The 23351-nt window shown below is 53.9% G+C and carries 21 protein-coding genes and 1 pseudogene; 9 read left to right on the top strand and 13 right to left on the bottom strand.

The window, feature by feature from the left end; translation table 11 throughout:
- The 3 genes from rsxG to nth are packed head-to-tail and all read left to right on the top strand — an operon-like array spanning position 1 to position 1959.
- Positions 1-633 carry an electron transport complex subunit RsxG gene (rsxG, locus tag MUG06_RS05815; RefSeq protein WP_243078022.1) on the top strand — a complete coding sequence of 211 codons (633 nt, stop codon included), beginning with the start codon at positions 1-3 and terminating at the stop codon, positions 631-633.
- Positions 626-1330, top strand: coding sequence for an electron transport complex subunit E (locus tag MUG06_RS05820; protein WP_243078023.1), 705 nt, complete (start codon positions 626-628; stop codon positions 1328-1330). The genes rsxG and MUG06_RS05820 overlap by 8 nt, the downstream gene beginning before the upstream one ends.
- A complete protein-coding gene (gene nth / locus MUG06_RS05825; RefSeq protein ID WP_243078024.1) occupies positions 1327-1959 on the top strand; it encodes an endonuclease III in 633 nt (210 codons plus the stop codon). Before MUG06_RS05820 ends, nth begins: the two co-directional genes overlap by 4 nt.
- Positions 1960-1972: 13 nt before the next feature.
- On the opposite strand, the pseudogene MUG06_RS05830 reads toward nth, so the two are convergent.
- The 8 genes and pseudogenes from MUG06_RS05830 to MUG06_RS05865 form a co-directional block, all read right to left on the bottom strand.
- Positions 1973-2164: pseudogene (locus MUG06_RS05830) on the bottom strand (hypothetical protein); the annotation flags it as partial.
- Between the two features lie 100 nt (positions 2165-2264).
- Positions 2265-3872 (bottom strand): ABC transporter ATP-binding protein, encoded by a 1608-nt coding sequence (locus tag MUG06_RS05835; protein ID WP_243078025.1) that lies wholly within the window; start codon positions 3870-3872, stop codon positions 2265-2267.
- Positions 3869-4702, bottom strand: a complete 834-nt coding sequence (locus MUG06_RS05840; protein WP_215846896.1) for an ABC transporter permease — start codon at positions 4700-4702, stop codon at positions 3869-3871. Before MUG06_RS05840 ends, MUG06_RS05835 begins: the two co-directional genes overlap by 4 nt.
- Complete coding sequence (locus MUG06_RS05845; RefSeq protein ID WP_215846897.1) at positions 4699-5691, bottom strand: ABC transporter permease; 993 nt, start codon at positions 5689-5691, stop codon at positions 4699-4701. Before MUG06_RS05845 ends, MUG06_RS05840 begins: the two co-directional genes overlap by 4 nt.
- Before the next feature lie 16 nt (positions 5692-5707).
- Positions 5708-7324 (bottom strand): ABC transporter substrate-binding protein, encoded by a 1617-nt coding sequence (locus tag MUG06_RS05850; protein ID WP_243078026.1) that lies wholly within the window; start codon positions 7322-7324, stop codon positions 5708-5710.
- 49 nt (positions 7325-7373) lie between these two features.
- Positions 7374-7907 (bottom strand): GNAT family N-acetyltransferase, encoded by a 534-nt coding sequence (locus MUG06_RS05855; protein WP_243078027.1) that lies wholly within the window; start codon positions 7905-7907, stop codon positions 7374-7376.
- Positions 7908-8143: 236 nt separating this feature from the next.
- On the bottom strand, positions 8144-9436 hold the full coding sequence (locus MUG06_RS05860) for an NtaA/DmoA family FMN-dependent monooxygenase (RefSeq protein WP_243078028.1): 1293 nt from the start codon (positions 9434-9436) through the stop codon (positions 8144-8146).
- An 11-nt stretch (positions 9437-9447) separates the two neighbouring features.
- Positions 9448-10650 carry a M20 family metallopeptidase gene (locus MUG06_RS05865; RefSeq protein WP_243078029.1) on the bottom strand — a complete coding sequence of 401 codons (1203 nt, stop codon included), beginning with the start codon at positions 10648-10650 and terminating at the stop codon, positions 9448-9450.
- A gap of 220 nt (positions 10651-10870) precedes the next feature.
- Here MUG06_RS05865 and MUG06_RS05870 point away from each other — a divergent pair, with 220 nt between their 5' ends.
- The 3 genes from MUG06_RS05870 to MUG06_RS05880 all read left to right on the top strand — a co-directional run bounded on the left by MUG06_RS05870 (position 10871) and on the right by MUG06_RS05880 (position 14519).
- Positions 10871-11590, top strand: coding sequence for an HPP family protein (locus tag MUG06_RS05870; RefSeq protein WP_243078030.1), 720 nt, complete (start codon positions 10871-10873; stop codon positions 11588-11590).
- Between the two features lie 264 nt (positions 11591-11854).
- Entirely contained in the window at positions 11855-13195 is a 1341-nt protein-coding gene (locus MUG06_RS05875) for an MFS transporter (RefSeq protein ID WP_243078031.1), read from the top strand.
- The gene (locus tag MUG06_RS05880) at positions 13173-14519 is read left to right on the top strand and encodes an enolase C-terminal domain-like protein (RefSeq protein WP_243078032.1); all 1347 of its coding nucleotides are present in this window, start codon (positions 13173-13175) and stop codon (positions 14517-14519) included. The genes MUG06_RS05875 and MUG06_RS05880 overlap by 23 nt, the downstream gene beginning before the upstream one ends.
- A gap of 59 nt (positions 14520-14578) precedes the next feature.
- Here MUG06_RS05880 and MUG06_RS05885 read toward each other — a convergent pair whose 3' ends face one another.
- Positions 14579-15277 carry a CTP synthase gene (locus tag MUG06_RS05885; protein ID WP_243078033.1) on the bottom strand — a complete coding sequence of 233 codons (699 nt, stop codon included), beginning with the start codon at positions 15275-15277 and terminating at the stop codon, positions 14579-14581.
- Between the two features lie 893 nt (positions 15278-16170).
- On the opposite strand from MUG06_RS05885, the gene dtpA reads away from it, so the two are divergent.
- Positions 16171-17667 carry a dipeptide/tripeptide permease DtpA gene (gene dtpA, locus MUG06_RS05890; RefSeq protein WP_243078034.1) on the top strand — a complete coding sequence of 499 codons (1497 nt, stop codon included), beginning with the start codon at positions 16171-16173 and terminating at the stop codon, positions 17665-17667.
- Between the two features lie 139 nt (positions 17668-17806).
- Entirely contained in the window at positions 17807-18412 is a 606-nt protein-coding gene (gstA, locus tag MUG06_RS05895) for a glutathione transferase GstA (protein WP_215848285.1), read from the top strand.
- Positions 18413-18443: 31 nt separating this feature from the next.
- Here gstA and pdxY read toward each other — a convergent pair whose 3' ends face one another.
- The 4 genes from pdxY to MUG06_RS05915 form a co-directional block, all read right to left on the bottom strand.
- The gene (gene pdxY / locus MUG06_RS05900; protein WP_215846902.1) at positions 18444-19304 is read right to left on the bottom strand and encodes a pyridoxal kinase PdxY; all 861 of its coding nucleotides are present in this window, start codon (positions 19302-19304) and stop codon (positions 18444-18446) included.
- A gap of 54 nt (positions 19305-19358) precedes the next feature.
- Entirely contained in the window at positions 19359-20633 is a 1275-nt protein-coding gene (tyrS, locus tag MUG06_RS05905) for a tyrosine--tRNA ligase (RefSeq protein ID WP_243078035.1), read from the bottom strand.
- A gap of 140 nt (positions 20634-20773) precedes the next feature.
- The gene (pdxH, locus tag MUG06_RS05910) at positions 20774-21430 is read right to left on the bottom strand and encodes a pyridoxamine 5'-phosphate oxidase (protein ID WP_215846904.1); all 657 of its coding nucleotides are present in this window, start codon (positions 21428-21430) and stop codon (positions 20774-20776) included.
- Positions 21431-21448: 18 nt separating this feature from the next.
- A complete protein-coding gene (locus MUG06_RS05915) occupies positions 21449-21763 on the bottom strand; it encodes an MliC family protein (RefSeq protein ID WP_215846905.1) in 315 nt (104 codons plus the stop codon).
- 315 nt (positions 21764-22078) lie between these two features.
- Here MUG06_RS05915 and MUG06_RS05920 point away from each other — a divergent pair, with 315 nt between their 5' ends.
- Positions 22079-23329, top strand: coding sequence for a mechanosensitive ion channel domain-containing protein (locus MUG06_RS05920; protein WP_243078500.1), 1251 nt, complete (start codon positions 22079-22081; stop codon positions 23327-23329).
- The last annotated feature ends 22 nt before the right edge of the window (positions 23330-23351 follow it).

Genomic DNA, 23351 nt, shown 5'->3' on the forward strand with positions numbered 1-23351 from the left:
ATGCTGGAAACGATTCGTAAAAACGGCGTCACGCTGGCAATATTCGCGGCGATCACCACAGGCTTTACGGCGGTAGTGAACACCGTAACCAAACCGACGGTGGAACATCAAACCCAGTTGCAGCAGAAAAATTTGCTGGATCAGGTGGTTCCTACCGAGCTTTATGACAACAACATTCAGAAAGAGTGTTACGTTGTCACTAATCCTGCATTGGGTAATAGTGATCCGCATCATCTCTTTCTGGCGCGTAAAGGCGATCAACCGGTTGCCGCCGCACTTGAGACCACCGCACCAGACGGTTATTCTGGCGCGATTCAAATGCTGGTTGGGGCTGATTTCAAAGGCAAGGTGCTGGGCGTTCGCGTGGTTGAACATCATGAAACCCCGGGCCTCGGCGATAAAATCGAACTGCGCATTTCCGACTGGATCAACAGTTTTAACGGTAAAGTGGTACATGGCGCCAATGATACGGCCTTCGCAGTGAAAAAAGATGGCGGTGAGTTTGACCAGTTTACGGGTGCCACCATCACGCCGCGTGCGGTGGTGAATGCCACTAAACGCGCCGCGCTGTTAATTGAAACCCTTCCTGGGGAACTCTCTTCGTTACCCGAGTGTGGAGACGCAAATGAGTGAAGCTAAAAACCTGCTGGTTGGCGGGTTATGGAAAAATAACTCGGCGTTGGTGCAGCTGCTGGGCCTCTGCCCGCTGCTGGCGGTGACTGCAACCGCCACCAATGCATTAGGTCTGGGCCTGGCGACCACGTTGGTGTTGACGCTGACCAACAGCTTTATCTCCGCCTCGCGCCGCTGGGTGCCTTCGGAAATCCGTATTCCCATCTACGTAATGATTATCGCGTCGGTAGTGAGCTGCGTGCAGATGCTGATCAACGCCTACGCCTACGGTTTGTATCAATCATTGGGCATCTTTATCCCGCTGATTGTGACCAACTGTATTGTGGTGGGCCGTGCGGAAGCGGTCGCCTCGAAAAGCAGCATTCCCCTCTCCGCGCTCGACGGTTTCGCTATTGGTATGGGTGCGACCTGTGCGATGGTGGTGCTAGGATCGATTCGTGAAATCATCGGCAGCGGCACGCTGTTTAACGGTGCCGATCAGCTGCTCGGCCCGTGGGCCAAAGTGCTGCGTATTGAGGTGGTGCATTTCGATTCACCGATGCTGTTAGCCATGCTGCCACCGGGCGCGTTTATCGGCCTCGGCATGATGCTGGCAGGTAAATATCTGATCGATCAGAAGATGAAACAGCGTGCAGCGCGTCGCGCTGAAGCGGCTGCAGAGGCTGAACTGTCAGGCAATACCGGGAAAGCCGTGTGAATCAAGCAAAACGCGTCGAGATCCTGAGCCGTTTGCAGGCCAACAATCCGCACCCTACCACCGAACTCAATTTTGCTTCGTCATTTGAGTTGCTGATTGCGGTGTTGCTGTCAGCGCAGGCCACGGATGTCAGCGTCAACAAGGCCACCGCTAAACTCTATCCGGTGGCGAATACCCCGGCCGCGATGCTGGCGCTGGGCGTTGATGGCGTAAAGGAGTACATCAAAACTATCGGTCTGTTTAACAGCAAAGCAGAAAATGTGATCAAAACCTGCCGCATCCTGCTGGAACAGCACGGCGGTGAGGTGCCAGAAGATCGCGCGGCGCTGGAAGCGTTACCGGGCGTAGGCCGAAAAACGGCTAACGTGGTGCTGAATACCGCCTTTGGCTGGCCGACGATTGCGGTTGATACGCATATTTTTCGCGTCTGCAATCGCACTAACTTTGCGCCGGGCAAGAACGTTGAACAGGTAGAAGAGAAGCTATTGAAAGTGGTGCCAAAGAACTTCAAGGTTGATTGTCATCACTGGCTGATTCTCCATGGTCGCTACACCTGCGTAGCACGCAAGCCACGCTGCGGTTCATGCCTGATCGAAGATCTGTGCGAGTACGCTGAAAAAGTTGAATAAGCGTGCGCCACGCCTAATAAATACCGCCTGATAGCGCATGCACCTGCTGTTTGCGCACAGCGAATTGATTCAGCGGCTCCGCCAACCCTAAATGCTCACGCAGCGTTTCGCCTTCATATTCCGTACGATATATGCCCCGCGCCTGTAGCAGCGGAATCACCTGATCGACAAAATCGTCGAACGCAGTCGGCGTGCCGCCTCGGACACGCCCTGAATGATGGCGCCAGGCAGACATGTTGCCGGATACGCCCTGAATAATGGCGCCTAAACGAAGCTGGCGTTGTGTCTGACTCATACTCTCTCCTTTAAATTTGCGGCTGCCAATCCGGTAGCACCGGCAGCGCCTGTAACAGTTTTTGCGTCCACGGATGTTGCGGCGCAGTAAAGACCTGATGCATTTCGCCGCTTTCGACAATGTGACCGTTTTGCATCACCAACACGCGATCGCAAAGGTGCTGAATGACGCCCAGATCGTGGGAGATAAACAGCAGCGCCGTGCCGTGCTCGGCCTGCATATCGGCCAGTAAATCAAGCACCTGCGCCTGCACCGAGACATCCAGCGCACTCACCGGCTCATCCGCCACCAGTAACGCCGGATTTGGCGCAAAAGCCCGCGCGATGGCGACGCGTTGTCGCTGGCCGCCCGAAAGTTGCTGCGGGTAGCGGTTCATAAAGCGATCACCTAACTGCACTTCATCCAGCAGTTGCCTTACCCGTTGACGCCGCGCATCACCATTAATACCGACGCTGTCGAGGCTTTCACCGATGATCTTTTCCACGCTGTAACGCGGATCAAAGGAGCTGAACGGATCCTGAGCAATCAGCTGTAAACGCGCGCGACGACTGCGCCGCACCTTTTCGCTCTGACGATCCCAGCGTTGTCCTTCAAGCAGCAGCGTGCCGCTGTCGGGTTCCGTTAATCCCAGCACCACTTTGACGAGCGACGTTTTTCCTGAGCCCGATTCGCCCACCACGCCCAGCGTTTCGCCTGCATGAAGCTGAAAATGAATGTTGTTAAGCACCTGCCGTTCGCCGTAAGACTTATTGAGCCCGATCGCCTCCAGCAGCGGTTCAGCCGTGCGTTGGGGACGCGGCGGAAGCGGTGTCGGTTGGGCTTCACTCAGCCGCAATCCACGCGTCGCGGGCGTCGGCACGGCGCGCAGCAAACGTTGCGTCCAGTGATGTTGCGGCTGACGCAGCAGCACGCGGCTGTCGCCTTGTTCAACCACTTCGCCATCGCGCAGCACCAATACGCGATCGGCCAACTCGGCGACCACCGCGAGATCGTGACTGATCAGCAGCAGCGCGTGACCATCCTCACGCCGCTGCGCCAGCAGTTGCAGAATTTGACGCTGTACGGTCATATCCAACGCGGTGGTGGGTTCATCCGCAATCAGCAAGGTTGGGCTTCCGGCCAGTGCCGTGGCAATCAGTGCGCGCTGTCGCTGACCGCCGGAGAGCTGGTGCGGATAGCGCGCCAGCCGGCTTTCGGCATCAGGCATTCCCGCTGACTTCAGCAGCGCCACGCTGCGCGCGTGCAAGGTGCTTTTATCGCCCTGACCCGCCGCCGTCAGGGCATCCGCCAACTGTTGCTCAATGCGCCGCAGCGGATCAAGCGACACCAGCGCATCCTGCAATACGTAGCCGATTCGCCGTCCACGTAGCGCACGCCACTGCGCCGGGCTAGCATTGAGCATGTCACACCCTTCAAGAACAAAGCGATCGGCGCTCAGCGTTGCACCTGGCGGTAACAGGCCAATCAAGCTGCGCGCCGTCAGAGTTTTTCCCGAACCGGATTCTCCTACCAGCGCCACCGATTCGCCCGGCCAGAGTTGCAGCGAAAGGTTTTTCACCACCTGCTGCGACCCGAAGCGGATAGAGAGATTTTGAATGTCGATCACGGGATGACTCATGCTTCCCCTCCTTCAAAACGCCCCTGCCAGTAACGTCCTAGCGTGTTAACCGCTACCACGGTTAGCGTGATAAATACGCCCGGCCACACAGCGATCCACCAGGCGTTGCGTAAGTAATTTCGCCCTTCTGCCAGCATTAACCCCCATTCCGCTGTGGGCGGCTGCGGTCCCATGCCGAGAAAGCTCAAGCCAGCGGTGCCAATGATCGCAGTACCTAATCCCAGCGTTGCCAGCGCGGGAACCTGCGCAATGGCGTGTGGCAGAATATGGCGGGTAATAAGAGTAAAACGTGACAAGCCGAATGTGCGCGCCTGCTCAACATAGCCCGAATGCATCACTGAGAAGGTTTGCGCCCGCACCACGCGGGCAAAACGCGGTATGGACGCCACGCCCAGTGCAATGATCAAGTTATTGGTGCCGGGACCGGTAAAGGCGATCAGCATCAGCGCCAGCAGCAGATCGGGAAAGGCGGAGATCACATCCACCGCACGACTCAGCATTTCATCTACCACGCCGCGCGCCAGCGCAGCCAGTAATCCCAACAGCGTACCCAACACTACCGCCAGCCCCATCGCCGCAATACTGATCAACATGGAGTAGCGGCTACCGTAGATCACGCGGGTCAGCAGATCGCGCCCGAGCTGATCGGTGCCCAGCCAGTGTTGTGCCGAAGGCGGCAATTGTGCGTTGACGGGATCGGCCAACAGCGGATCGCCAGAGCTCAACCAGCCAGGCGCAATAACCGCCAGCGCCACCAGCAACAGGCAGAACAGCGCACTCCAAATTGTCAGCGGAAATGCACCAGGTAAACGTTGTAATAGTGCAGTCATCGCTGCTCCTCCCCACGCAGACGTGGATCAATCCACAGCGCCAGAATGTCGACTAAGGTGCTCATTGCCACGTAAATCGCCGCCGAAAGGATCGCCACCGCCAGTACCACCGGCATGTCGCTCGCCAGCACCGCGTCAACCGTGAGTTTGCCGAGGCCGGGGCGACCAAACACCTGCTCAGTGATCACCGCGCCGCTGAGCAATCCGCCCACCAGCCAACCGGTGAGCGTGACGGCGGGCAGCGCCGCATGCCGCAACGCATGGCGCAGACGAAGCGTGGTTTCACCCACGCCCCAGGCGCGTAGTGTCAGGGTAAAGGGCGATTCCAGCGCCTTTTCCAACTCCCGGCGCAGCACCTGAGCAATCACTGCGCCCTGCGCCAGCCCCAATGACAAAGCCGGTAACACCAGTGAAGAGAGATGGCGATCACCCGCGACCGGGAACCAGCGCAGCGTGAAGCTGAAGAAAAACAGCAGCACAATGCCCATCCAGAAGGAGGGTGTTGAGGCCAGCAACAGCTCCACCCCGTTGGCAATGCGCCGTCCCCAGCGACGATTCGCCGTCGCCACCGCAACAGTGACGGCAAACACCACGCTGACCAGCAACGCCGCCAGCGTGAGTTTCAGCGTCGGCCAGAGTTGAGATTGCATCAGCTGCGTAACATCCATATTGAGGATGTAAGAGCGTCCGAGATCGCCGTGCAGCACGCGCCAGATATAATGCAAATATTGCCACCACAGCGGCTCGTTAAGGCCCCATTCTGCGCGGATCGCCGCCTCAATAGCGGGCGTGCGTATCTGCTCGCCAATCAGCAAACTCACGATGTCGCCCGGCGCCAGATGCACGCCGAGAAACGCCAGCGTTACCGCCGCCCACAGCACCAGCACGCCACCCAGCAGTCGCCCGGCAATACGACGTGCCAGCACATTGCGCCATCGCTTCACCGGCTTGATGCGCGGTTCGCGGCTAATGATGCTCTCAAGGCTCATGCTTTTTTCTCCCGAATTAATGATCGCTTAACCAGACGTCGTAGGCATTTTCTGGCATCTGCTTGAAGCTGCGGAAACCCACGCCATGCACATAGCGGGCGGCTGCAATCTGATCTTCCGGCTCATACAGCGGCACGGCGAGCGCCTGCTGCGGCAACGCATAGCGCTGCAACTCGCTGTAGAGCTGGCGACGCTGGGTGAGATCAGCCGTGTCGGCCGCCTGATCCAACCACGTGTTGATCTCTGGGCTGTTGACGCGGCTGTAGTTGATCGATCCCCCCGCTTTAACCGGACGATAGTGGTTTTCGATGTCGATGCCGTCCGTTTCGGTATTGGAGTTGGCAATTGAGCCAAATTTGCCGGTGTTACGCACCTCGGTATAGGTACCGGAGTCGACGTAACGCAGCTTCAGCTCAACACCCAGCCGCTGGCGCGCCTGCGCCTGAATCGCCTGTAACAGTACATCGCGTTGATCACGTACCGTCGCCTGCGCCTGAATCACTTCAATGCTCAGGCGCTCGCCATTTTTGCTGCGGAAACCTTGGCCGTCGCGAGTTTGCCAGCCCGCCTCATCCAGCAGTTTATTGGCCTCATCGGGCTGGTTGCCGTACTTGCCTTCCAAATCGTTGTTGTAGAGCGGATCGATAGGCGACGTAATCCCCCATGCGCGGGTGCGCTCGCCGCGGTACACCGACGTGAGAATCGGATCGATATCCAACCCTTGCAGCAGCGCCTGACGCACTTTAACGTCTTGCGTTGCGCCGTATTCAACGTTCAGAAACAGCGAATAAGGCGTGCCGGTATTCAGCGCATGCTGATAGCTAAAATCCTCATTTTCTTTGAACTCACCGGCATCGTTACCCGAAATGCCTTCAATGACGTCAACCTGACCTGAAAGCAACGCACCGGTTCGTACCGATGATTCCGGGAGAAAGCGATAGGTGATGCGATCTAAATAAGCTGGCCCTTGATGTTTTGCCGTGGCGGGCGCCCAGTTGTAGTTCGGGTTTTTCACGAAAGTCACCTGCTGCCCTTTCTCGTAGCTTTCGAGAATGAACGGCCCGGTGCCCGCAATCTCTTTGCCACCCGATTTCAGCTGGGTTGAATGCCAGCTGCATGGCGACAAAATCTCCAGCGACGCAGCAAAAGAGAGAAACGGCGAATAGGCTTGTTTCAGGGTGATCACCAGCGTCTGCTCGTCAGGCGTTTCAATGCTGGCGATGCGATTACCCATCGCGCAGAGGCTTGAACCGGCGCAGTAAGCGGCATCTTGCGTATGGCGAAAGTTCTCCGCAACCGCGTTGGCATTGAGCTTTTCGCCAGTGGAAAAGGTGACATCGCGGCGCAGGGTAAAGCGGTAGGATTTTCCATCTTCACTGGCTTCAAAACGCTCCGCCAACCAAGGCACAAAGCGGCCATCCGGCTGGCGAGCCAGCAGTGATTCCCATACCGAACGCAGTACCACTTCGGCCTTTGACTGGCCATTCAGCTGCGGGTTAAAGGGGCTGGGTTCGGTTTCCACGCCCCAGGTAAGCGAGCCGCCTTGTTTGGGCTGTTCCGCGGCGTGAAGAGATAAAGAGGTTCCCAGCAGGTAGGTTAAGCCCAGCGCGATGCGCAAAGAATTCGCGTTCATATAATCCTTGTATAATGCAGGTTTATTATTCGCCCTGTTTTTCGCAATATCAGGCGTGTTGACTATTTTTACTGACGGCTGGCGTAAGCGTGGAATTAAGATCCTTTTTCAAGAAGACCAGCGCTTCACCTAATGGATTGGTGCGATGATGGAAAGGTTGATAACCGCGTTTCTGATAAAGTTCGCTGAGCCAGGGATGTTTAACCGCTGTCGCCAAATAAACGCCAGGTGCTTTTAAAGTCTCCCTCAGTAAATTATTTTCCGCCCAGGTTAATATTTCTCGGCCATAACCCTGGCCTTTAAAATCGGGGTCCACGGCAAACCAGTGAATAAAAGGCAGATTGGCAGGGGCATTGTGATCCTGCGTCCAGGGAAAGCGCACAGTGACCGTTGCCAGCGCCCGTCTCCCTTTGCGCAGCACCAGCACCGTCTCACGCTGGATGGTGGCGCGCACCTGCTCAACGGTGCCCTGACTGATGGTGAAATGGATATTCAGCGGCAGCAAATCCGCATACGCGCGCTGGAGCAACGCAAATATCTCTTCTGCATCTTCAGGTTTTGCCGTCTGAATAAATTGACTCATTTTGCCGTTTCCTTGGGTTGATCACGCAGCGATTATTAAAATTCGCAGGAAGAAATGTAAACCTAGAAATATGACAATGGATTTGAGAAATATGGGATATTCAGTTTCGCTTAGGGTTCAGCATCACTATTTAAACCTTATGGTGAAAACCAATGAATAATTTCAGCTAAGGTTGTTTTAAATATGAAAAAACGGCCTGGAGAGTCATTATCCCGGCCGCAATGCATTGGCAGCGATTAATGCGAGTCTGGTCGCGCGGCTAACTCCAGGCTGCTGCGGAAATCGTGACCTTGATAATCCTCATCCAGCAAACCGCGCTTACGCAGTTCCGGCAGCAAGCCGTTCAGCAGGCGATCCTGTTGATCAGGCTGTCCCAAACCATGCAGCGAAATCACGTCCAGCACGCCCGCCTGATAACGCGCCTGAATGGCATCCGCCAGCGATTCAGGTGTTCCGGCGACAAACCAGTGTCCGGTCTCTTCCGCTTTGATAATCAGTTCCCGCAGCGTTAAGCCTTGCAGAGCAAATTCACGGAAGATCGACGCGCGTCCTTGTCGCCGGTTTACCTGCGCCAGATCGGGAATGAGAAAACTCGGCAGCGGTTGATCCAACGGCAGAGTGTTGAGTTCTATCTCCCCGCCGAGCATGTCAGCCAGCCGCAGGCGACCTTGCTGATAATCGATACGTTCATGCTTTTCACGCAGGCGCCGTGCCACATCTGCGTCGCTGTCACCAATGATTGAGTGAAAGGAGTTCATGATCAACGGCAGATTTTGTTCGCGCCCAAAGCGCCGCGCACGCGCTTGCACATCACTGACAAAACGTTTCGCGGCACTCAGCGTGGGCTGCGAGGTGTAGATCACTTCAGCATAACGCGCACCCAGCGTGACGCCCGCGTCTGACTGACCCGCCTGAAACTGTACCGGACGCCCTTGTGGTGGTGGCGGCACATTCAGCGGTCCCGCCACCTGGAAGTAATCGCCGCGATGGTTGATGGCATGCAGACGCGCGGGATCGATGCGAATGCTGCCGCTGTCGCTACGCTGTACCGCGTCGCGGTCATTGGCGTCAAACAGCGCATTAAAGACATCAATAAATTCGGTGGCGCGCGCGTAACGCTCTTGCGGTGAGGGCAGCGGTGTATCGCCGAAATTTTCTTCACCCACTGAAGACGTTACCGCGTTCCAGCCTGCGCGCCCGGCGCTGACGTGATCGAGCGTGCCAATCAGCCGCGCCAGCGTGTAAGGATGTTGCCAACTGGTGCTGACAGTGGCAATCAAGCCAATCTGTGAGGTCGCCTGACTAAGCGCGGCCAGCACGATTAACGGATCCTGACTGCCGGTGGTTCCTGCCAACCCTGCGGGATCGGCTTGCAGCAGATCGGCGGTGAACAGACCGGTGATTTTTTCCCGCTCGGCAATTTTTGCCAACTCGACGGCATGCGCGATGCCTTTTCCCGGCGCGTCGTCATTGGCGGCAGCGACCACGTTCGCGGCACCCACCAGGGTTTTTAGTTTTCTACGCGTCATAAGATTCTCCTTTAAGCGTGCCCGCGGGCAAAATGGGCTTTTACCTGCTGCAGGCGCTCCGGTTCGGTGAGTAAACGTAATCCGCTGCGTGCCAGTACGCGCGCACCGGTGATCAACGCCTGGTAGCCCTGTTCGGAATTAGCGGCTTCTCGGAACGGCACGGTATGAAAGATCAGGTCATCGGGGCCAATCTTGAGAAAGGGGTGCGCTGTCGGCACCGCGTGGCTGATATCGCCCGTATCGGTAGAGACTTTGCCCTGCTGTGGCGAAAGATCGACGGTTTCACCCGCCGCCGTCAGCTCTTCATGCAGCAAGGCGTCCAGCGCGCTGTTGCGTTTGAAATCACGAGGGCCCACCTGATGATCAATCTCGACACGCGTGCCGGTTGCCAGCGCCACCCCTTCTGCAATGGCACGCAGACGCGGCTCCAGTGACTCCACCACTTCACGGCTGTCGGCGCGAATGTAGTAATGCGCTGCCGCATAGTCAGGAATGACATTCGGCGCCTGTCCGCCATGGGTGATGATGCCGTGTACCCGCACGCCATCCGGCAGTTGCTGACGTAATACGCTGATGCCGTTGTAGAGCAGCACCAGCGCATCCAGTGCGTTAATCCCTAGATGCGGCGCACTGCCTGCATGAGAAGGTTTGCCATGAAAGTGGAAATAGAGATGGTTATTCGCCAGCGTCTCTTCAGTCAGCCGCGTTTTACCCGCCGGGTGCATAATCAGCGCGACATCGACATCATTGAGCAGGCCCGCCGCCACAAAGCGCGCTTTCACATTGCCTTTCGGGCCGCCTTTTCCGCCTTTGCCCCCCTCTTCTGCTGGCGTGCCCAGCACCACCACGCGACCGCCGGTTTCATCAAGCACCTGTGAAAGTGCAATCGCTGCCGCCACGCTGGTGACGCCAATGATGTTGTGTCCGCAGGCATGTCCAATCCCGACCAGCGCGTCGTATTCAGCCAGAAACGCGATGGTCGGGCCTGGTTTTTGGCTCTGTTTCACGGCAAAGAAGGCCGTTTCATGACCCGCGACGTGCCGCGTGACCGTGAACTGCTGCTCACTGAGCAATCGGGTTAGCTCACCGCTGGCGAAGTATTCGTCATTGCCGGTTTCAGGCTGCTGGTGAATGGTTTTAGCCAGCGCGATATAGCGGGCAGCATGCCGTTCAAGGTTGCTTTCAAGGTTCAGACGTAATGCGCTATCACTCATCTCCATGCTCTCTTTTCGTCATCGATGGCGATTAATCTAAGCTTGTTGCTCTCGATTGTTTAAAAAGAAAAAGTGCTATCTAAAGTGGGAAACAGGGCATAAGCGCTTAACCATTACAGTTTGTCGGGTTGTTACGATGATGCTGATGATGGAAAATTGCCCGCCTCAACCATAAGAAAATGTTATGACGCACTCAGTGAAAAAATAAGTGAACAAGACAATGGACGAACAGCCCAAAAGTTGGCTACGCAGAACGCGTATTTTTTTGTCACGTCTCTGGCCGCATCCGCTGGCCGTGGGGAAAAAACAGATTTTCTTAGCCAGCCTAGGCGCAGGAATTGGCTTGGTTTTGACCAGCCTGCTGAGTCACTGGATGTTGGGTGAGTTGAACCTGTGGTTTGTGGCGCCAGTGGGTGCCTCTGCGGTGCTGCTGTTTGGTGTTCCCGCCAGCCCACTGGCACAGCCTTGGTCGGTGGTGGGTGGCAACGCGCTTTCTGCGTTTGCGGGCGTAACCGTCAGCTTACTGATTCCAAATCCTGCACTTGCCTGTGGCGTGGCCGCCTGCCTCGCCATTGTCTTGATGTTTCAACTGCGCTGTTTGCATCCACCCGGCGGCGCGGTAGCGCTCACTGCCGTGATTGGCGGTCCGGCGGTACAGCATCTCGGTTATCAGTTTGTGTTAACGCCGGTGCTGCTCAACTCTGCGACGCTGGCGCTGTTGGCGATTATTTTTAATAATTTATCGGGCCGCCGCTATCCTCATCCACTGGCCCCAGAAGAGGTGAAGCCGCAGCCGCTGTCATTGCCGATACCGCTGACGCGCACCGATCTGCATGAAGCTTTGCAAAGTGGTGAGCTGCTGGATATTGATGAAGATGACTTGCAGGCGCTGTTACAGCGTGCTGAGCAGATTGCCGAACGCCGCCTGCTTAATAGCTGAATCACCTCAAACGCGTCATGTGTACAACTTCACTGCTTATCGATGCCGCGCCTGTCACGACGCAGACCCGTTCTGATAAAAAAACAGGTAAGTTGATCTACCCCACAGTTTTATCACAGACATCGCACCGGTAAAATTGTAACACCCTGATAACAAAGCAGCCCAGGCCGAACGCCCAGTTTGGCTTGGGCCGATGCCTATAGAGCCTGTTTTTTCAGCCACCTACACTGCTCTCTCTAATTTCGTCGTCAATGAGGAAGAGAGATGGATACCGCTGTATCAACTCAGCACGATGCCTTGATCGCCTCCGCCATCAAAAAATTCTTTACCCGAATTATCCCGATGTTGGCGGTAATGCTGATCATCAATCAAATCGACCGATCCAATATCGGCTTTATCAAAGCTGAACTGCAAACGGACGCCGGAATCAGCGCCGCTGCCTTTGGCTTGGGCGCGGGCCTGTTCTTTATCGGTTATGCGCTGTTCGAAGTGCCCAGCAATATCATGATGAAACGCTTCGGTGCGCGAGTTTGGCTGACACGCATCATGATTACCTGGGGACTGGTGGTGGTGCTGACCGGCTTTGTCACGTCGCCAGTGCAGTTTTACGCGCTGCGTTTTTTACTCGGCGTGGCAGAAGCGGGCTTTTTTCCTGGCGTGCTGTTCTATTTTCGTCAATGGGTGCCCAACGCCTGGCGTGGACGCGCGACGGCCATGGTGCTGAGCGCCACCGCTGGGGCGTTTCTGTTCTCGGGGCCGCTGACCGGTTCCATCCTGATGATGCATGACATTTTGGGCATTGCCGGTTGGAAATGGGTGATGTTCCTGGAAGGCGGCGGCTCGATTCTGGTCGGGATCGTTGCGGCAGGCGTGCTGGTTTCAAAACCCATGGATGCACGCTGGCTGAGCGAGGAGGAGAAACGCGCGCTGGCTCAACAGCTTCATAACGAAGATGTTGAGCGTGACCAACTCAACCGTGAGCCAGGCAAGATGTCGCTGTTGCGCAATCGCAGCCTGCTGTTTTTCTGCGTGATCTTTTTCACCATGACCATGACCGGCTATACGTTGGTGTTCTGGCTACCACAGATTATTCAGCGTATTCAGGGCTTCAGTAGCTTTGGCATTGGTCTGCTGACCGCCGTTCCCTGGCTCTGCGCGATTATCGCCATCAACCTGTTGAGTGGTTTTTCCGATCGCCATCGCAATAAGCTGGATAAAGCGCTGGGAATGGCCATGTTGGTCGCGGCCTGCGGCACTTTTATGGCGACGTTGGGTTCACCCTGGTTTGGTTTCGTTGCCATGATCGTGGCGTGTATCGGGTCAAAAGTCAGTGCCACTTTCTTCTGGCCAATGCCGCAAGGTGAGCTTCCTGCTTCTATTGTCGCGCCCGGCATTGCGCTGGTGAACTCGATAGGTAATCTCGGCGGCTTTTTCGCCCCAACCGTTTTTGGCTATCTCGAAATGAAAACCGGTTCAACAACCGGCGGCCTGTATGCGCTGACCAGCGTGTCAATTATCACCGGTTTGTGGTTGTTGCTGCGCCGTAAACCTTCCCCGCCTTCCCCTCAACTGGAGAAAGATCATGTCAGACAGTCCAGTCATTAAAAGCATGCGCGTCATTCCGGTCGCCGGATACGACAGTATGTTGCTGAATATCGGCGGCGCGCATAACTGTTATTTCACCCGCATTCTGGTGATGTTGACGGATTCAGCAGGACGCACCGGCGTGGGGGAAAGTCCTTGTCACGCCTCAACGCTGGCATTACTGGAACGCTTTAGGTCGCAGATTGAAGGCAGCGATCTGTTGCGCCTCAATGCGACCATCGGCACGCTGTTTGCCAGTGATGCGCGGGTACAGCAAAGCGCGCACACTGATGAGATTCATATTCCCCAGATGAATCCCGAAAAGTTTTACAATGCTGCTGCTGCGATAGAAGCCGCGCTACTTGACCTCTTGGGTCAACATCTCAATTTACCGGTTGCCGATCTGCTGGCCAGCGGTAAGCAGCGCGATCGCATTCCGGTACTGGGTTATCTCTTCTATATTGCTGACCGCAAACTGACCACAATGAATTATCAAACCGGCGATCAGCAGGGAGATGAGTGGTTTTGGTTGCGTCATCAGGCCGCAATGAGCAGCGAGGCCGTCGTCAGGTTGGCTGAAGCGGCGACCGAACGTTACGGATTCTGCGATTTCAAACTCAAAGGTGGCGTACATCACGCTGAACAGGAAGTGGAAACGGTTGAAGCGCTGTTAGCACGTTTTCCGCAGGCGCGCGTGACGGTCGACCCTAACGCCAGCTGGTCTCTGGATGAGGCCATTCGATTCGGTAAACAGCTTGCCGGACGCATTCCTTATCTGGAAGACCCTTGTGGTGCCGAGCAGGGTTATTCGGGACGTGAAACGCTGGCGGAGTTCAAGCGCGCCACCGGCGTACGCGTTGCCACCAATATGATCGCCAACGACTGGCGTCAGTTGCAACATGCCTTGCAGCTTAATGCGATTGATATCCCGCTGGCCGATCCGCATTTCTGGACGATGCGTAATGCTCATACGGTGGCGCAACTGTGCAATGAATGGGGCTTGATTACCGGCTGTCACTCCAATAATCATTTTGACGTTTCGCTGGCAATGGTGGCGCATTTAGGGGCTGCTGCACCGGGCGATCGCATTACGGCCTTTGATACACACTGGATTTGGCAGGATGGTCAACAGCTTACTCATGAAGCGCCTCAGATTCGCAATGGGCATCTGGAATTGCCGCCTGGACCAGGACTTGGCATTACGCTCAATATGCAGCGCGTAGAAGAAGCCCATGCGCTTTATCAATCACTGCCAGATAAGAACCGCAACGATGCGCTGGGCATGCAGTTTCTGATCGATAACTGGACGTTTAATGCCAAACGCCCTGCACTTTTGCGTGGCTGAACTCGCTTCATTGGATAGGTAAATCATAAGCCTGTGAGATTTCACAGGCTATTTCTGGCTTAACGTTGCGCCAGTGCAGCCTGCATCCAGGCCATCACCAACGGAGAATCTTTTTCCTGCAACGCAGCACGCTCCGACTGAAACAGCGTTGCCACAAAGAATGGATGATCGATCAGTTCAATGCCGCGCACATCACCCGCTAAATCCCAGGAAGTAATACGCAGATTATGGTCCGCCAGCGCCGCGCTGAATTCTGGGTTTACGCCAAAATTGCAGTGATAACCCTCTTCGCTTTTCAACGCGCCATACGCTTTAGCGATACGCGAGTCAGCTGTAAAGATCACTTCACCGCGCTGTTCTACCAGCGAGCAGCTTAATGGCGCAATGACCATTCTGCCGCCTTGATCCGTTTCAGCATGGTTTGCATCCTGCCAGCCCAGCACATTGCGGGCATATTCAATTATCGCGTACTGAAAACCGCCACATGACCCCAGGAAGGGTTTGTGGTTTTCGCGTAACCAGCGAAGTGTGGCGAATACGCCTGGATCATTTTTATAGGGGCTTCCTGGCACCACCCAAACTGCATCGCTCTGCTTGATCACGCCCAGATCACCGAGCGTTTCGGTGGGTATCCAGTTTGCTTCAACAGCGATGTTCAACTGGGCGGCAGCGCGATCAATGGCGAGCGGAATAGCCTGGTGGGCAACAGCGTTTGCACGGTAATCACCAACCAAAGATAAGCGTAAAGCAGAAGACATGATGAGATCCTTCAGGGGGAAATGACGAGGTTAGCGGAGTGTTAAGTTGTTGTCGAGAATGGCGTTGATGCGTGACATCAATGTGTTCAGTCGGAGATAAGGCGATGCGTAAAGCCGCCGTAAATACCGCCTTGTAGACTCGTCCGCCGCATCCTTGTGGTGGACGCTTTACGGCACAGCCCTTATCTCCTCCTTGGTTTAGAAGGCACCTGCTTTTGCAACAGAAGCGATAATGAGCCTACGAATGAAAAGTGAACGTTAAGAAAACGTGCGTTACGCCAGGTCAATACAGGAATGGGCGTTCACCCGACACGTTTCGCTTTATGGCCTCACAAGAGGACACTTAACCGGGTTATTTTTCGCTTATTAAAACGATAAGGGCGAAAAATTTTGGCGCGCAAATTTCAGCCACGCAAACGTTTACTTCTTTTTCTTCCTGAATTAAATCATCTATTTGTGCGCAAGATCGTCATTCGCTCACTTATGCGTCAATCCCGCGCGTTGAGCGTACGCAATTTAGCCAAAAAGACCCTATAAGCCCTATTTGCTCGGCAATTATGCTGCATAAATAACCTTGAGCAACGTATATAACCAGATAACACGCCAACAGCAGCTAATGCTATTTTTATCATCTCACCACCTCGCGCCCATGCTTTTTATACTGGTATAATTCATCTACTCGAAATTTAAATCCGATTAAGGGTTTTTTATAAGGATTTTAACCCTACCTTAACAAGGTATTACAGTGGTTAGAAAATTCTTGCCCTGCTGAGCTTAATCAGACAAATTAGGCGCCGCCTTTCCCTTCTAATAACAATCTTGCGCATGAAATGTTCACATGACGCAGACTTAATTCCTGTCACGAAGCAGGGTATGAAAAAACTGAGGTACTCGTGTCAACTGCAAACAAACACACTGATGAGGCTGTCAGCCTTAACGCGTTTAAACAGCCAAAGGCGTTCTACTTAATCTTCTCAATCGAGTTGTGGGAACGTTTCGGTTTTTACGGCCTGCAGGCCATCATGGCGGTCTATCTGGTAAAACAACTGGGTATGTCCGAATCCGATTCCATCACTCTGTTCTCCTCTTTCAGCGCACTGGTTTACGGCCTGGTGGCGATTGGCGGCTGGCTGGGCGATAAAGTGCTAGGCACCAAACGCGTGATCGTTTTAGGTGTCATGGTGTTGGCGCTGGGTTATGCGCTGGTGGCGTTTTCTGGCCACAACGTGAGCATCGTTTATATCGGTATGGCGACGATCGCCGTCGGTAGCGGTCTGTTCAAAGCGAACCCCTCTTCACTGCTTTCGACCTGCTACCAGAAGGATGATCCGCGTATTGATGGTGCTTTCACCATGTTCTATATGTCGATCAACATCGGTTCGCTGTTCTCGATGATGCTGACACCGTGGCTGGCAGCGAAATATGGCTATAACGTGGCGTTCTCGCTGTCGGTTATCGGCCTGGTGATTACCCTGTTCAACTTCCTGTTCTGCAAACGTATGGTGAAAGATTACGGTTCTAAACCGGACTTCGCCCCGCTGAACATCGGGAAACTGTTAATGACGTTAGTCGGTGTGGTGCTGCTGGTTGCACTGGCCAACTGGATGCTGCATCACCAGTCGATTGCGCGTTTAGTGCTGGCGGTCATCGCTTTGGGTATCGTGCTGGTCTTCGCTAAAGAAGCGTTTTCTCTGCACGGTCTCGCGCGTCGTAAAATGATCGTGGCCTTTCTGCTGATGGTTGAAGCGATTGTGTTCTTTGTGCTGTACATGCAGATGCCAACGTCACTGAACTTCTTTGCTATCCGCAACGTTGAACACAGCATTCTCGGCATTACCTTTGCCCCCGAGCAGTTCCAGGCGCTGAACCCGTTCTGGATTATGCTGGCCAGCCCGATTCTGGCTGCGGTTTACAACAAACTGGGCGATAAACTGCCCATGCCGCATAAATTTGCGATTGGTATGGTGCTGTGTTCCGCTGCATTCCTGGTGCTGCCGGTCGGTGCGAAGTTTGCCAGTGATGCCGGTATTGTCTCGGTAAACTGGTTGATTCTGAGCTACGGATTGCAAAGTATCGGTGAGCTGATGATTTCGGGCCTGGGCCTGGCGATGGTGGCACAGCTAGTGCCGCAGCGCTTGATGGGATTCATCATGGGTTCATGGTTCCTGACCACCGCAGGTGCCGCCGTTATCGCCGGTAAAGTGGCGAATTTGATGGCAGTGCCAGAGAACGTAACCGATCCGCTGATCTCGCTCGTGACTTACAGCAAGGTATTCCAGGAAATTGGTATTGCTACCGCGGTCATCGCGCTGCTGATGCTGATTACTGCGCCATTGCTGAACCGTATGACGCAAGATCCGCAGCAAAAAATGCAGAAAGCCGAAGCGTAAGACTTCAGTTTTCACTCAGCCGGGCTATGCCCGGCTTTTTTGTTTTTGTCCTACGGGTAATTCCCTGATCCTCATCACTGGCAATTCCGCGTTGACGATTTATTATGCAAAGATCCCATCGCAACCTGGAGTCAACATGATGAAACTCTATTGCAAGGCAGGTGCCTGCTCGCTCTCACCGCACATCGTAATGCGTGAATGCGGGCACGACTTTACGCAGGTGAATGTCGATTTGGCGAAGAAAATAACCGAGCGCAGTGAAGATTACTGGCAGATCAACCCTAAAGGACAGGTCCCCGCGCTGGAGCTTAATGATGGCACGGTGCTGACGGAAGGCGTGGCGATTGTGCAGTATCTGGCTGATTTGAAGCCCGATCGCCATCTTCTGGCCCCCGTTGGCAGCCTGACACGCTATCACACTCTGGAATGGCTAAGCTTCATTAGCAGCGAACTGCACAAGCGATTTAGCCCGTTATTCAGCTCGACGACACCCGAAGAGTATAAAGCGCTGCTACGCGCGCAGCTGGAGAATAAATTCAGTTACGTCGATGACGCGTTGCGGGAGAAGCAGTGGCTAATGGGGCTGCGTTTTAGCGTGGCAGACGCTTATCTGTTTGTCGTCACGCGATGGGCCCATGCGATTAAATTAGACTTGTCTCACCTGGATGCATTGGAAAGCTGGTTCAGTCGCGTGAAGGAACGTCCAGCGGTACAGGCGGCGCTGAAGGCGGAAGGGTTAGAGTAGAGACAAGGGCCGACAAGTCGGCCCTTTTGCGTTATAACTTCTCGGCAGCAAAGTGCTGCGTAGGTTGCGCAATCGCATCCTGCGCGGCGACCAGTTGCAGTTCATACTCGCCCATTTCATGGGTTTTCAGCATCACTTCATATACCGCTGCCGTGACGTGCTCTAGTGCATCTTGCAGTGACTTTCCGTGCAGCAAATCGACCAGCAACAGGCCGCTGGTTAAATCACCGACGCCAACCGGTTGGCGAACACCAAAATCCACCAGCGGGCGGCTGATGTGCCAGGCTTCATCGGCAGTAACCAGCAGCATTTCAAAGCGATCGCTACGACGTCCGGCACGCGCCAAATGTTTAATCAGCACCACTTTCGGCCCTTGGGTAATCAGCTGACGTGCTGCGTCCACGGCGGTTTCCACGCTGGTGACAGTGCGCTCGCTGAGCATTTCCAGCTCAAGCAAGTTCGGCGCAATGATATCGCTGGCGGGTAAAGCCATCTTGCAGTGAAATTCCGCCACGCCAGGCGCAACGATGCAGCCTTTTTCAGGATGTCCCATGACTGGATCGCAGAAATACCATGCATCCGGGTTGGCCGCTTTCACCTGACGCACGATCTCAAGGATCTGCTCGCCCTGCTCGGCTGAACCGAGATATCCGCTCAATACCGCATTGCAGGTTTTGAGGCGATCGATATCCGCAATGCCTTTAACGATATCCGTCAAGTGCGTCGCCGGCATTACCGTGCCGGTCCAGTGACCGTATTGCGTATGGTTGGAGAATTGAACCGTGTTTAATGGCCAAACGTTTGCGCCCATGCGGCGCATCGGAAATTCCGCTGCCGCATTCCCGGCATGACCAAAAACAACGTGTGACTGGATTGCGAGAATATTTTTCATTTTACCCTGTACTGCCCTTGCCATAAAAAAGGGCCGAAAGTCGGCCCTGAAAGCTTACTGCCAGTTGATCAGGCAGTAATGTTTTTTACCGCGACGCAGCAGTGTGTAGCGGTTAAACAGTTTGTCAGTATCACTGAAGCGATATTCGGCGTCAGACTGTTTTTCACCGTTGAGTGCCACGGCATTGGAACCAATCATGGTACGAGCCTGGCCGCGTGATGGCACCAGCTCCGCTTTCACCAGCGCCTGTTGCAGATCGTCCTCAGCGCCCAGCGAAATGGTTGGCATGCCATCCTGCGCCAGCTGCTCGAAATCTGCCTCAGTCATGTCGTTGACCGAGCCAGAGAAGAGGCTCGCGGTGATGCGTTTAGCGGCGGCTAAGCCCTCTTCACCGTGTACCAGACGCGTGACCTGTTCAGCCAACACATATTGCGCACGCGGCGCGGTACCACTGTTTTTGTCCTCTTCTTCCAGCGCATTGATTTCGTTGATGCTTAAGAAGGTGAAGAATTTCAGGAAACGATAGACGTCAGAGTCTGCGGTGTTGATCCAGAACTGATAGAACTTGTATGGGCTGGTTTTCTTGGCATCGAGCCAGACCGCGCCGCCTTCAGTTTTACCAAATTTGGTGCCATCCGATTTGGTGATCAGGGGAACGGTTAAACCAAACACCTGGTTTTGATGCAGACGACGCGTTAAATCGATACCCGAAGTGATATTGCCCCACTGATCGGAACCGCCGATTTGCAAAGAAACGCCGTGCAGTTCGTTCAGGCAGGCAAAATCGTAGCCCTGCAACAGGTTGTAAGAGAATTCGGTGAACGAGATACCTTGATCGTCACGGTTCAAACGCTGCTTCACCGCTTCTTTATTGATCATCTGGTTCACAGAGAAGTGCTTACCGATGTCACGCAGGAAAGTCAGCACGTTCATGCTGCCAAACCAGTCGTAATTGTTGGCCGCGATGGCACTGTTACTGCCGCAATCAAAGTCGAGGAACGGCGCGACTTGCTTACGGATTTTCTCAACCCATTCACCCACGGTGTCGCTGGTATTGAGTTTACGCTCTGCGGCTTTAAAGCTCGGATCGCCAATCAGGCCGGTAGCACCACCGACCAGCGCAACCGGCTTATGTCCGGCATCCTGAAAACGCTTCAGGCAGAGCAGCGGTACCAGATGGCCCAAGTGCAAGCTGTCAGCAGTGGGGTCAAAGCCGCAATAGAGCGAAATTGGCCCTTGCGCCAGTTTCTCTACTAACGCGTCTTCATCCGTCACCTGGGCGATCAAGCCCCTCTCCTGCAATTGTTGTATCAGGTTACTGCTGGTCATCACTGACTCCAAATTGATCAGACTGCACCTAGGCTGGTACACAGCTTTCCGCTGAGTTGCGGAATCAAAAAAAACGAGGGCTATAGCATAAAGCGCTGGCGACTTCTGTGCCAGCGTTGAAAGGCGAGAAAGGTACAGTTTTAAGGCGCGAGTCGGTCGATTTTCCAGCCATCGCTTTCACGTTGATAGATGAAGCGATCGTGAAGACGATGTTCACCGCCCTGCCAGAACTCAACGGTATGAAATTTCACCCGATATCCGCCCCAAAAACTCGGTAAGGGCACTTCCCCTTGCTGGAATTTTTGCTTGAGCTCAAGGAATTTTCCTTCCAACACGCCACGCGCAGAGATGCGGCTCGACTGTTTCGACACCCATGCACCAATTTGGCTGTCTCGCGGCCGGCTGTGGAAGTATTTCAGCACCTCGAGCGGTGACAGTTTTTCGACTTCACCCAGCACCATTACCTGACGCTCAAGAAAGTGCCACGGAAAATGCAGCGCAATGCGCGGATTGTTGGCTAACTGCAGCGCTTTACGGCTGCCAAGATTGGTATAGAAAACCATGCCTTGTGCATCATAATGTTTGAGCAACACGATGCGTTGGTAAGGTTGTCCATTTTCATCCACCGTCGCGACAGTCATGGCGGTAGGATCGGGCAACTGGGCTTCGCAGGCTTGCTTCAGCCAGTTTTCGAACAGAACCAGCGGATCGTCGGGCAGATCCTTACGGCGTAATCCGCCGCGGGTGTACTCGCGACGCAGATGGGAAATAGTTTGAAAAGATGCGCTGTCGCTCATGATGATGACTCTTTCAAATTAATTGGCAGGTTGCAGCTCACAATCGTTGACGACAATCTTATCATTACGCTCGATAAATGCGCCGTTGCCCTTTGACCAGAAAACATAATTATCGTCGCTGTAACGCGTGCCAGAGGCAGACTGAGTCTGCTTCAACGTGAGCGGCTTGCCATCCATAATAAAGCTGACTTGCTGTTGCGCATTATCCAGCGTGACAGTCAGTGGCAGCGTTCCGCAACGATAATGCAGCGTTTTTGGCTGCTCGGGCTGCGTGTGCATCAAACTGCACCCAGACAAAACCAGCACAGCGCCAACGGTCAATCCTTTCAACATGGTGGGATCTCCTGAGCAAATGGTGACAACATTATAAGAAGGAATGAATGTTAAGTAAGTCAGAATCCACACTAATCACCGTCGGAGTGAGGTAACGAAACGTTACTCGCGCTGTTTTAGGCTCATGCGATGGGGCATGACTGTTGCCGTGGCTTTACAGGCGGAGGTGCTCATCGCCTCAAATGAGTGAATAAAGGCCCCGCCAAACTGTCAGTACCTCCCAGCAACGCCTGTTCATTTTGCGCATTCCCCGCATACACTTTCCTGCCTGAATATGTTTGAATTCGCCCTAACATTTTTAGGCATATGGTTATGATGAGTTACATTAAGGATTTAACGAATTTCATTGAGGGCAATGCGTTTCTTTCCGCCACCTTCAGCATTATTTTATTAATTTTGACAGGTATGATTGCGCACCTGATCTGTAAGTTCTTTGTGGTTAAAGTGGTGAGAAAAGTCTTTTTTAGCAGCCATAAAAAAGATGTCCCCCTCGATAAAGATGTCAGAATTTCAGAGAAACTCTCGAATTTTATCCCTGTCATTACCGTCTATTATTTTCTGCAATTTATGCCGGAACTTCCCGAGCATTTACTTATTGCTATCAAAACCATTTGCGGCATTTTGTTCTTTATTTATCTTTCACTGTTTTTTACCGAAGTGCTGGAGATCGTTAATAACTCCTATTCGAAAAAGTCGAAACGCAAAAATCACTCGATTAAGGGCTACATCCAGATAGGAAAAATACTGGTTCATATCCTCTCCGCGATCATGATTCTGGCGATTATGTCTAATAAGTCGCCAGCGATTATTATTTCCAGTTTGGGTGCTGTGGCCGCCGTCTTGATGCTGATCTTTCAGCACACTTTGCTGTCACTGGTGGCAAATATCCAGGTTTCCTCCAATGATGTGCTGCAGCTCGGTGACTGGATTGAAATGCCTGAAAACAGTATCAGCGGCGAAGTGATTGATATCGCCCTGCACACCATCACCATACGTAACTGGGACAATACGATTTCCCGCATTCCGACTAAAAACTTTTTGACGGAAATCTATACCAACTGGCAGGCGATGTTCTCCTCCGGCGCGCGTCGCATCATGCGAAGCTTCTATTTGGATCAGCGATCGGTGACTTTCGTGAATCAGGAGATGCTTCAATCGATGAGCCAAATACGTGCGGTCAGTGAGCCGCTTTCGGTGCTGCTTGATGGTCGTGATATCACGGCCGTTGGCGACCGCTGGTTTTTGGAAAATGGCATTACCAACCTCACTGTTTTCCGCAAATATCTCACCGCCTTTCTTTCTCAACGTGATGATATTAATAAAGAGATGTATATCGTGGTGCGTGCGTTAAAGCCTTCACCCGATGGTTTACCGATCGAAGTTTACTGCTTCACCTCCTCCACCTTGTGGATCGATTACGAGAACACGCAAGCAGAGATATTCGAATACATCTATGCCATTGTCGGCTACTTCGATTTGCGGCTCTATCAGCACCCGGCAGGCACTGATTTCTCACGCCTCTCACAGCAGGCTCCGGCAATCAATGCGCGTGATAACCACGTTTGATACAGAACGGTCTGAGTCGTAG

The sequence above is a fragment of the Pantoea sp. MQR6 genome (assembly GCF_022761075.1).
Lineage (GTDB): Bacteria > Pseudomonadota > Gammaproteobacteria > Enterobacterales > Enterobacteriaceae > Pantoea > Pantoea phytostimulans.

Excerpts from the sequence above, each read along its gene's own strand:
- MUG06_RS05880 (WP_243078032.1), top strand. The coding sequence starts at position 13,173 with ATGTCAGACAGTCCAGTCATTAAAAGCATGCGCGTCATTCCGGTCGCC.
- MUG06_RS05860 (WP_243078028.1), bottom strand. The coding sequence starts at position 9,436 with ATGACGCGTAGAAAACTAAAAACCCTGGTGGGTGCCGCGAACGTGGTC.
- MUG06_RS05885 (WP_243078033.1), bottom strand. The coding sequence starts at position 15,277 with ATGTCTTCTGCTTTACGCTTATCTTTGGTTGGTGATTACCGTGCAAAC.
- MUG06_RS05865 (WP_243078029.1), bottom strand. The coding sequence starts at position 10,650 with ATGAGTGATAGCGCATTACGTCTGAACCTTGAAAGCAACCTTGAACGG.
- gstA (WP_215848285.1), top strand. The coding sequence starts at position 17,807 with ATGAAACTCTATTGCAAGGCAGGTGCCTGCTCGCTCTCACCGCACATC.
- MUG06_RS05845 (WP_215846897.1), bottom strand. The coding sequence starts at position 5,691 with ATGAGCCTTGAGAGCATCATTAGCCGCGAACCGCGCATCAAGCCGGTG.
- MUG06_RS05915 (WP_215846905.1), bottom strand. The coding sequence starts at position 21,763 with ATGTTGAAAGGATTGACCGTTGGCGCTGTGCTGGTTTTGTCTGGGTGC.
- MUG06_RS05840 (WP_215846896.1), bottom strand. The coding sequence starts at position 4,702 with ATGACTGCACTATTACAACGTTTACCTGGTGCATTTCCGCTGACAATT.
- MUG06_RS05820 (WP_243078023.1), top strand. The coding sequence starts at position 626 with ATGAGTGAAGCTAAAAACCTGCTGGTTGGCGGGTTATGGAAAAATAAC.
- MUG06_RS05870 (WP_243078030.1), top strand. The coding sequence starts at position 10,871 with ATGGACGAACAGCCCAAAAGTTGGCTACGCAGAACGCGTATTTTTTTG.
- MUG06_RS05920 (WP_243078500.1), top strand. The coding sequence starts at position 22,079 with ATGAGTTACATTAAGGATTTAACGAATTTCATTGAGGGCAATGCGTTT.
- pdxH (WP_215846904.1), bottom strand. The coding sequence starts at position 21,430 with ATGAGCGACAGCGCATCTTTTCAAACTATTTCCCATCTGCGTCGCGAG.
- MUG06_RS05835 (WP_243078025.1), bottom strand. The coding sequence starts at position 3,872 with ATGAGTCATCCCGTGATCGACATTCAAAATCTCTCTATCCGCTTCGGG.
- pdxY (WP_215846902.1), bottom strand. The coding sequence starts at position 19,304 with ATGAAAAATATTCTCGCAATCCAGTCACACGTTGTTTTTGGTCATGCC.
- MUG06_RS05855 (WP_243078027.1), bottom strand. The coding sequence starts at position 7,907 with ATGAGTCAATTTATTCAGACGGCAAAACCTGAAGATGCAGAAGAGATA.
- MUG06_RS05875 (WP_243078031.1), top strand. The coding sequence starts at position 11,855 with ATGGATACCGCTGTATCAACTCAGCACGATGCCTTGATCGCCTCCGCC.
- tyrS (WP_243078035.1), bottom strand. The coding sequence starts at position 20,633 with ATGACCAGCAGTAACCTGATACAACAATTGCAGGAGAGGGGCTTGATC.
- MUG06_RS05850 (WP_243078026.1), bottom strand. The coding sequence starts at position 7,324 with ATGAACGCGAATTCTTTGCGCATCGCGCTGGGCTTAACCTACCTGCTG.
- rsxG (WP_243078022.1), top strand. The coding sequence starts at position 1 with ATGCTGGAAACGATTCGTAAAAACGGCGTCACGCTGGCAATATTCGCG.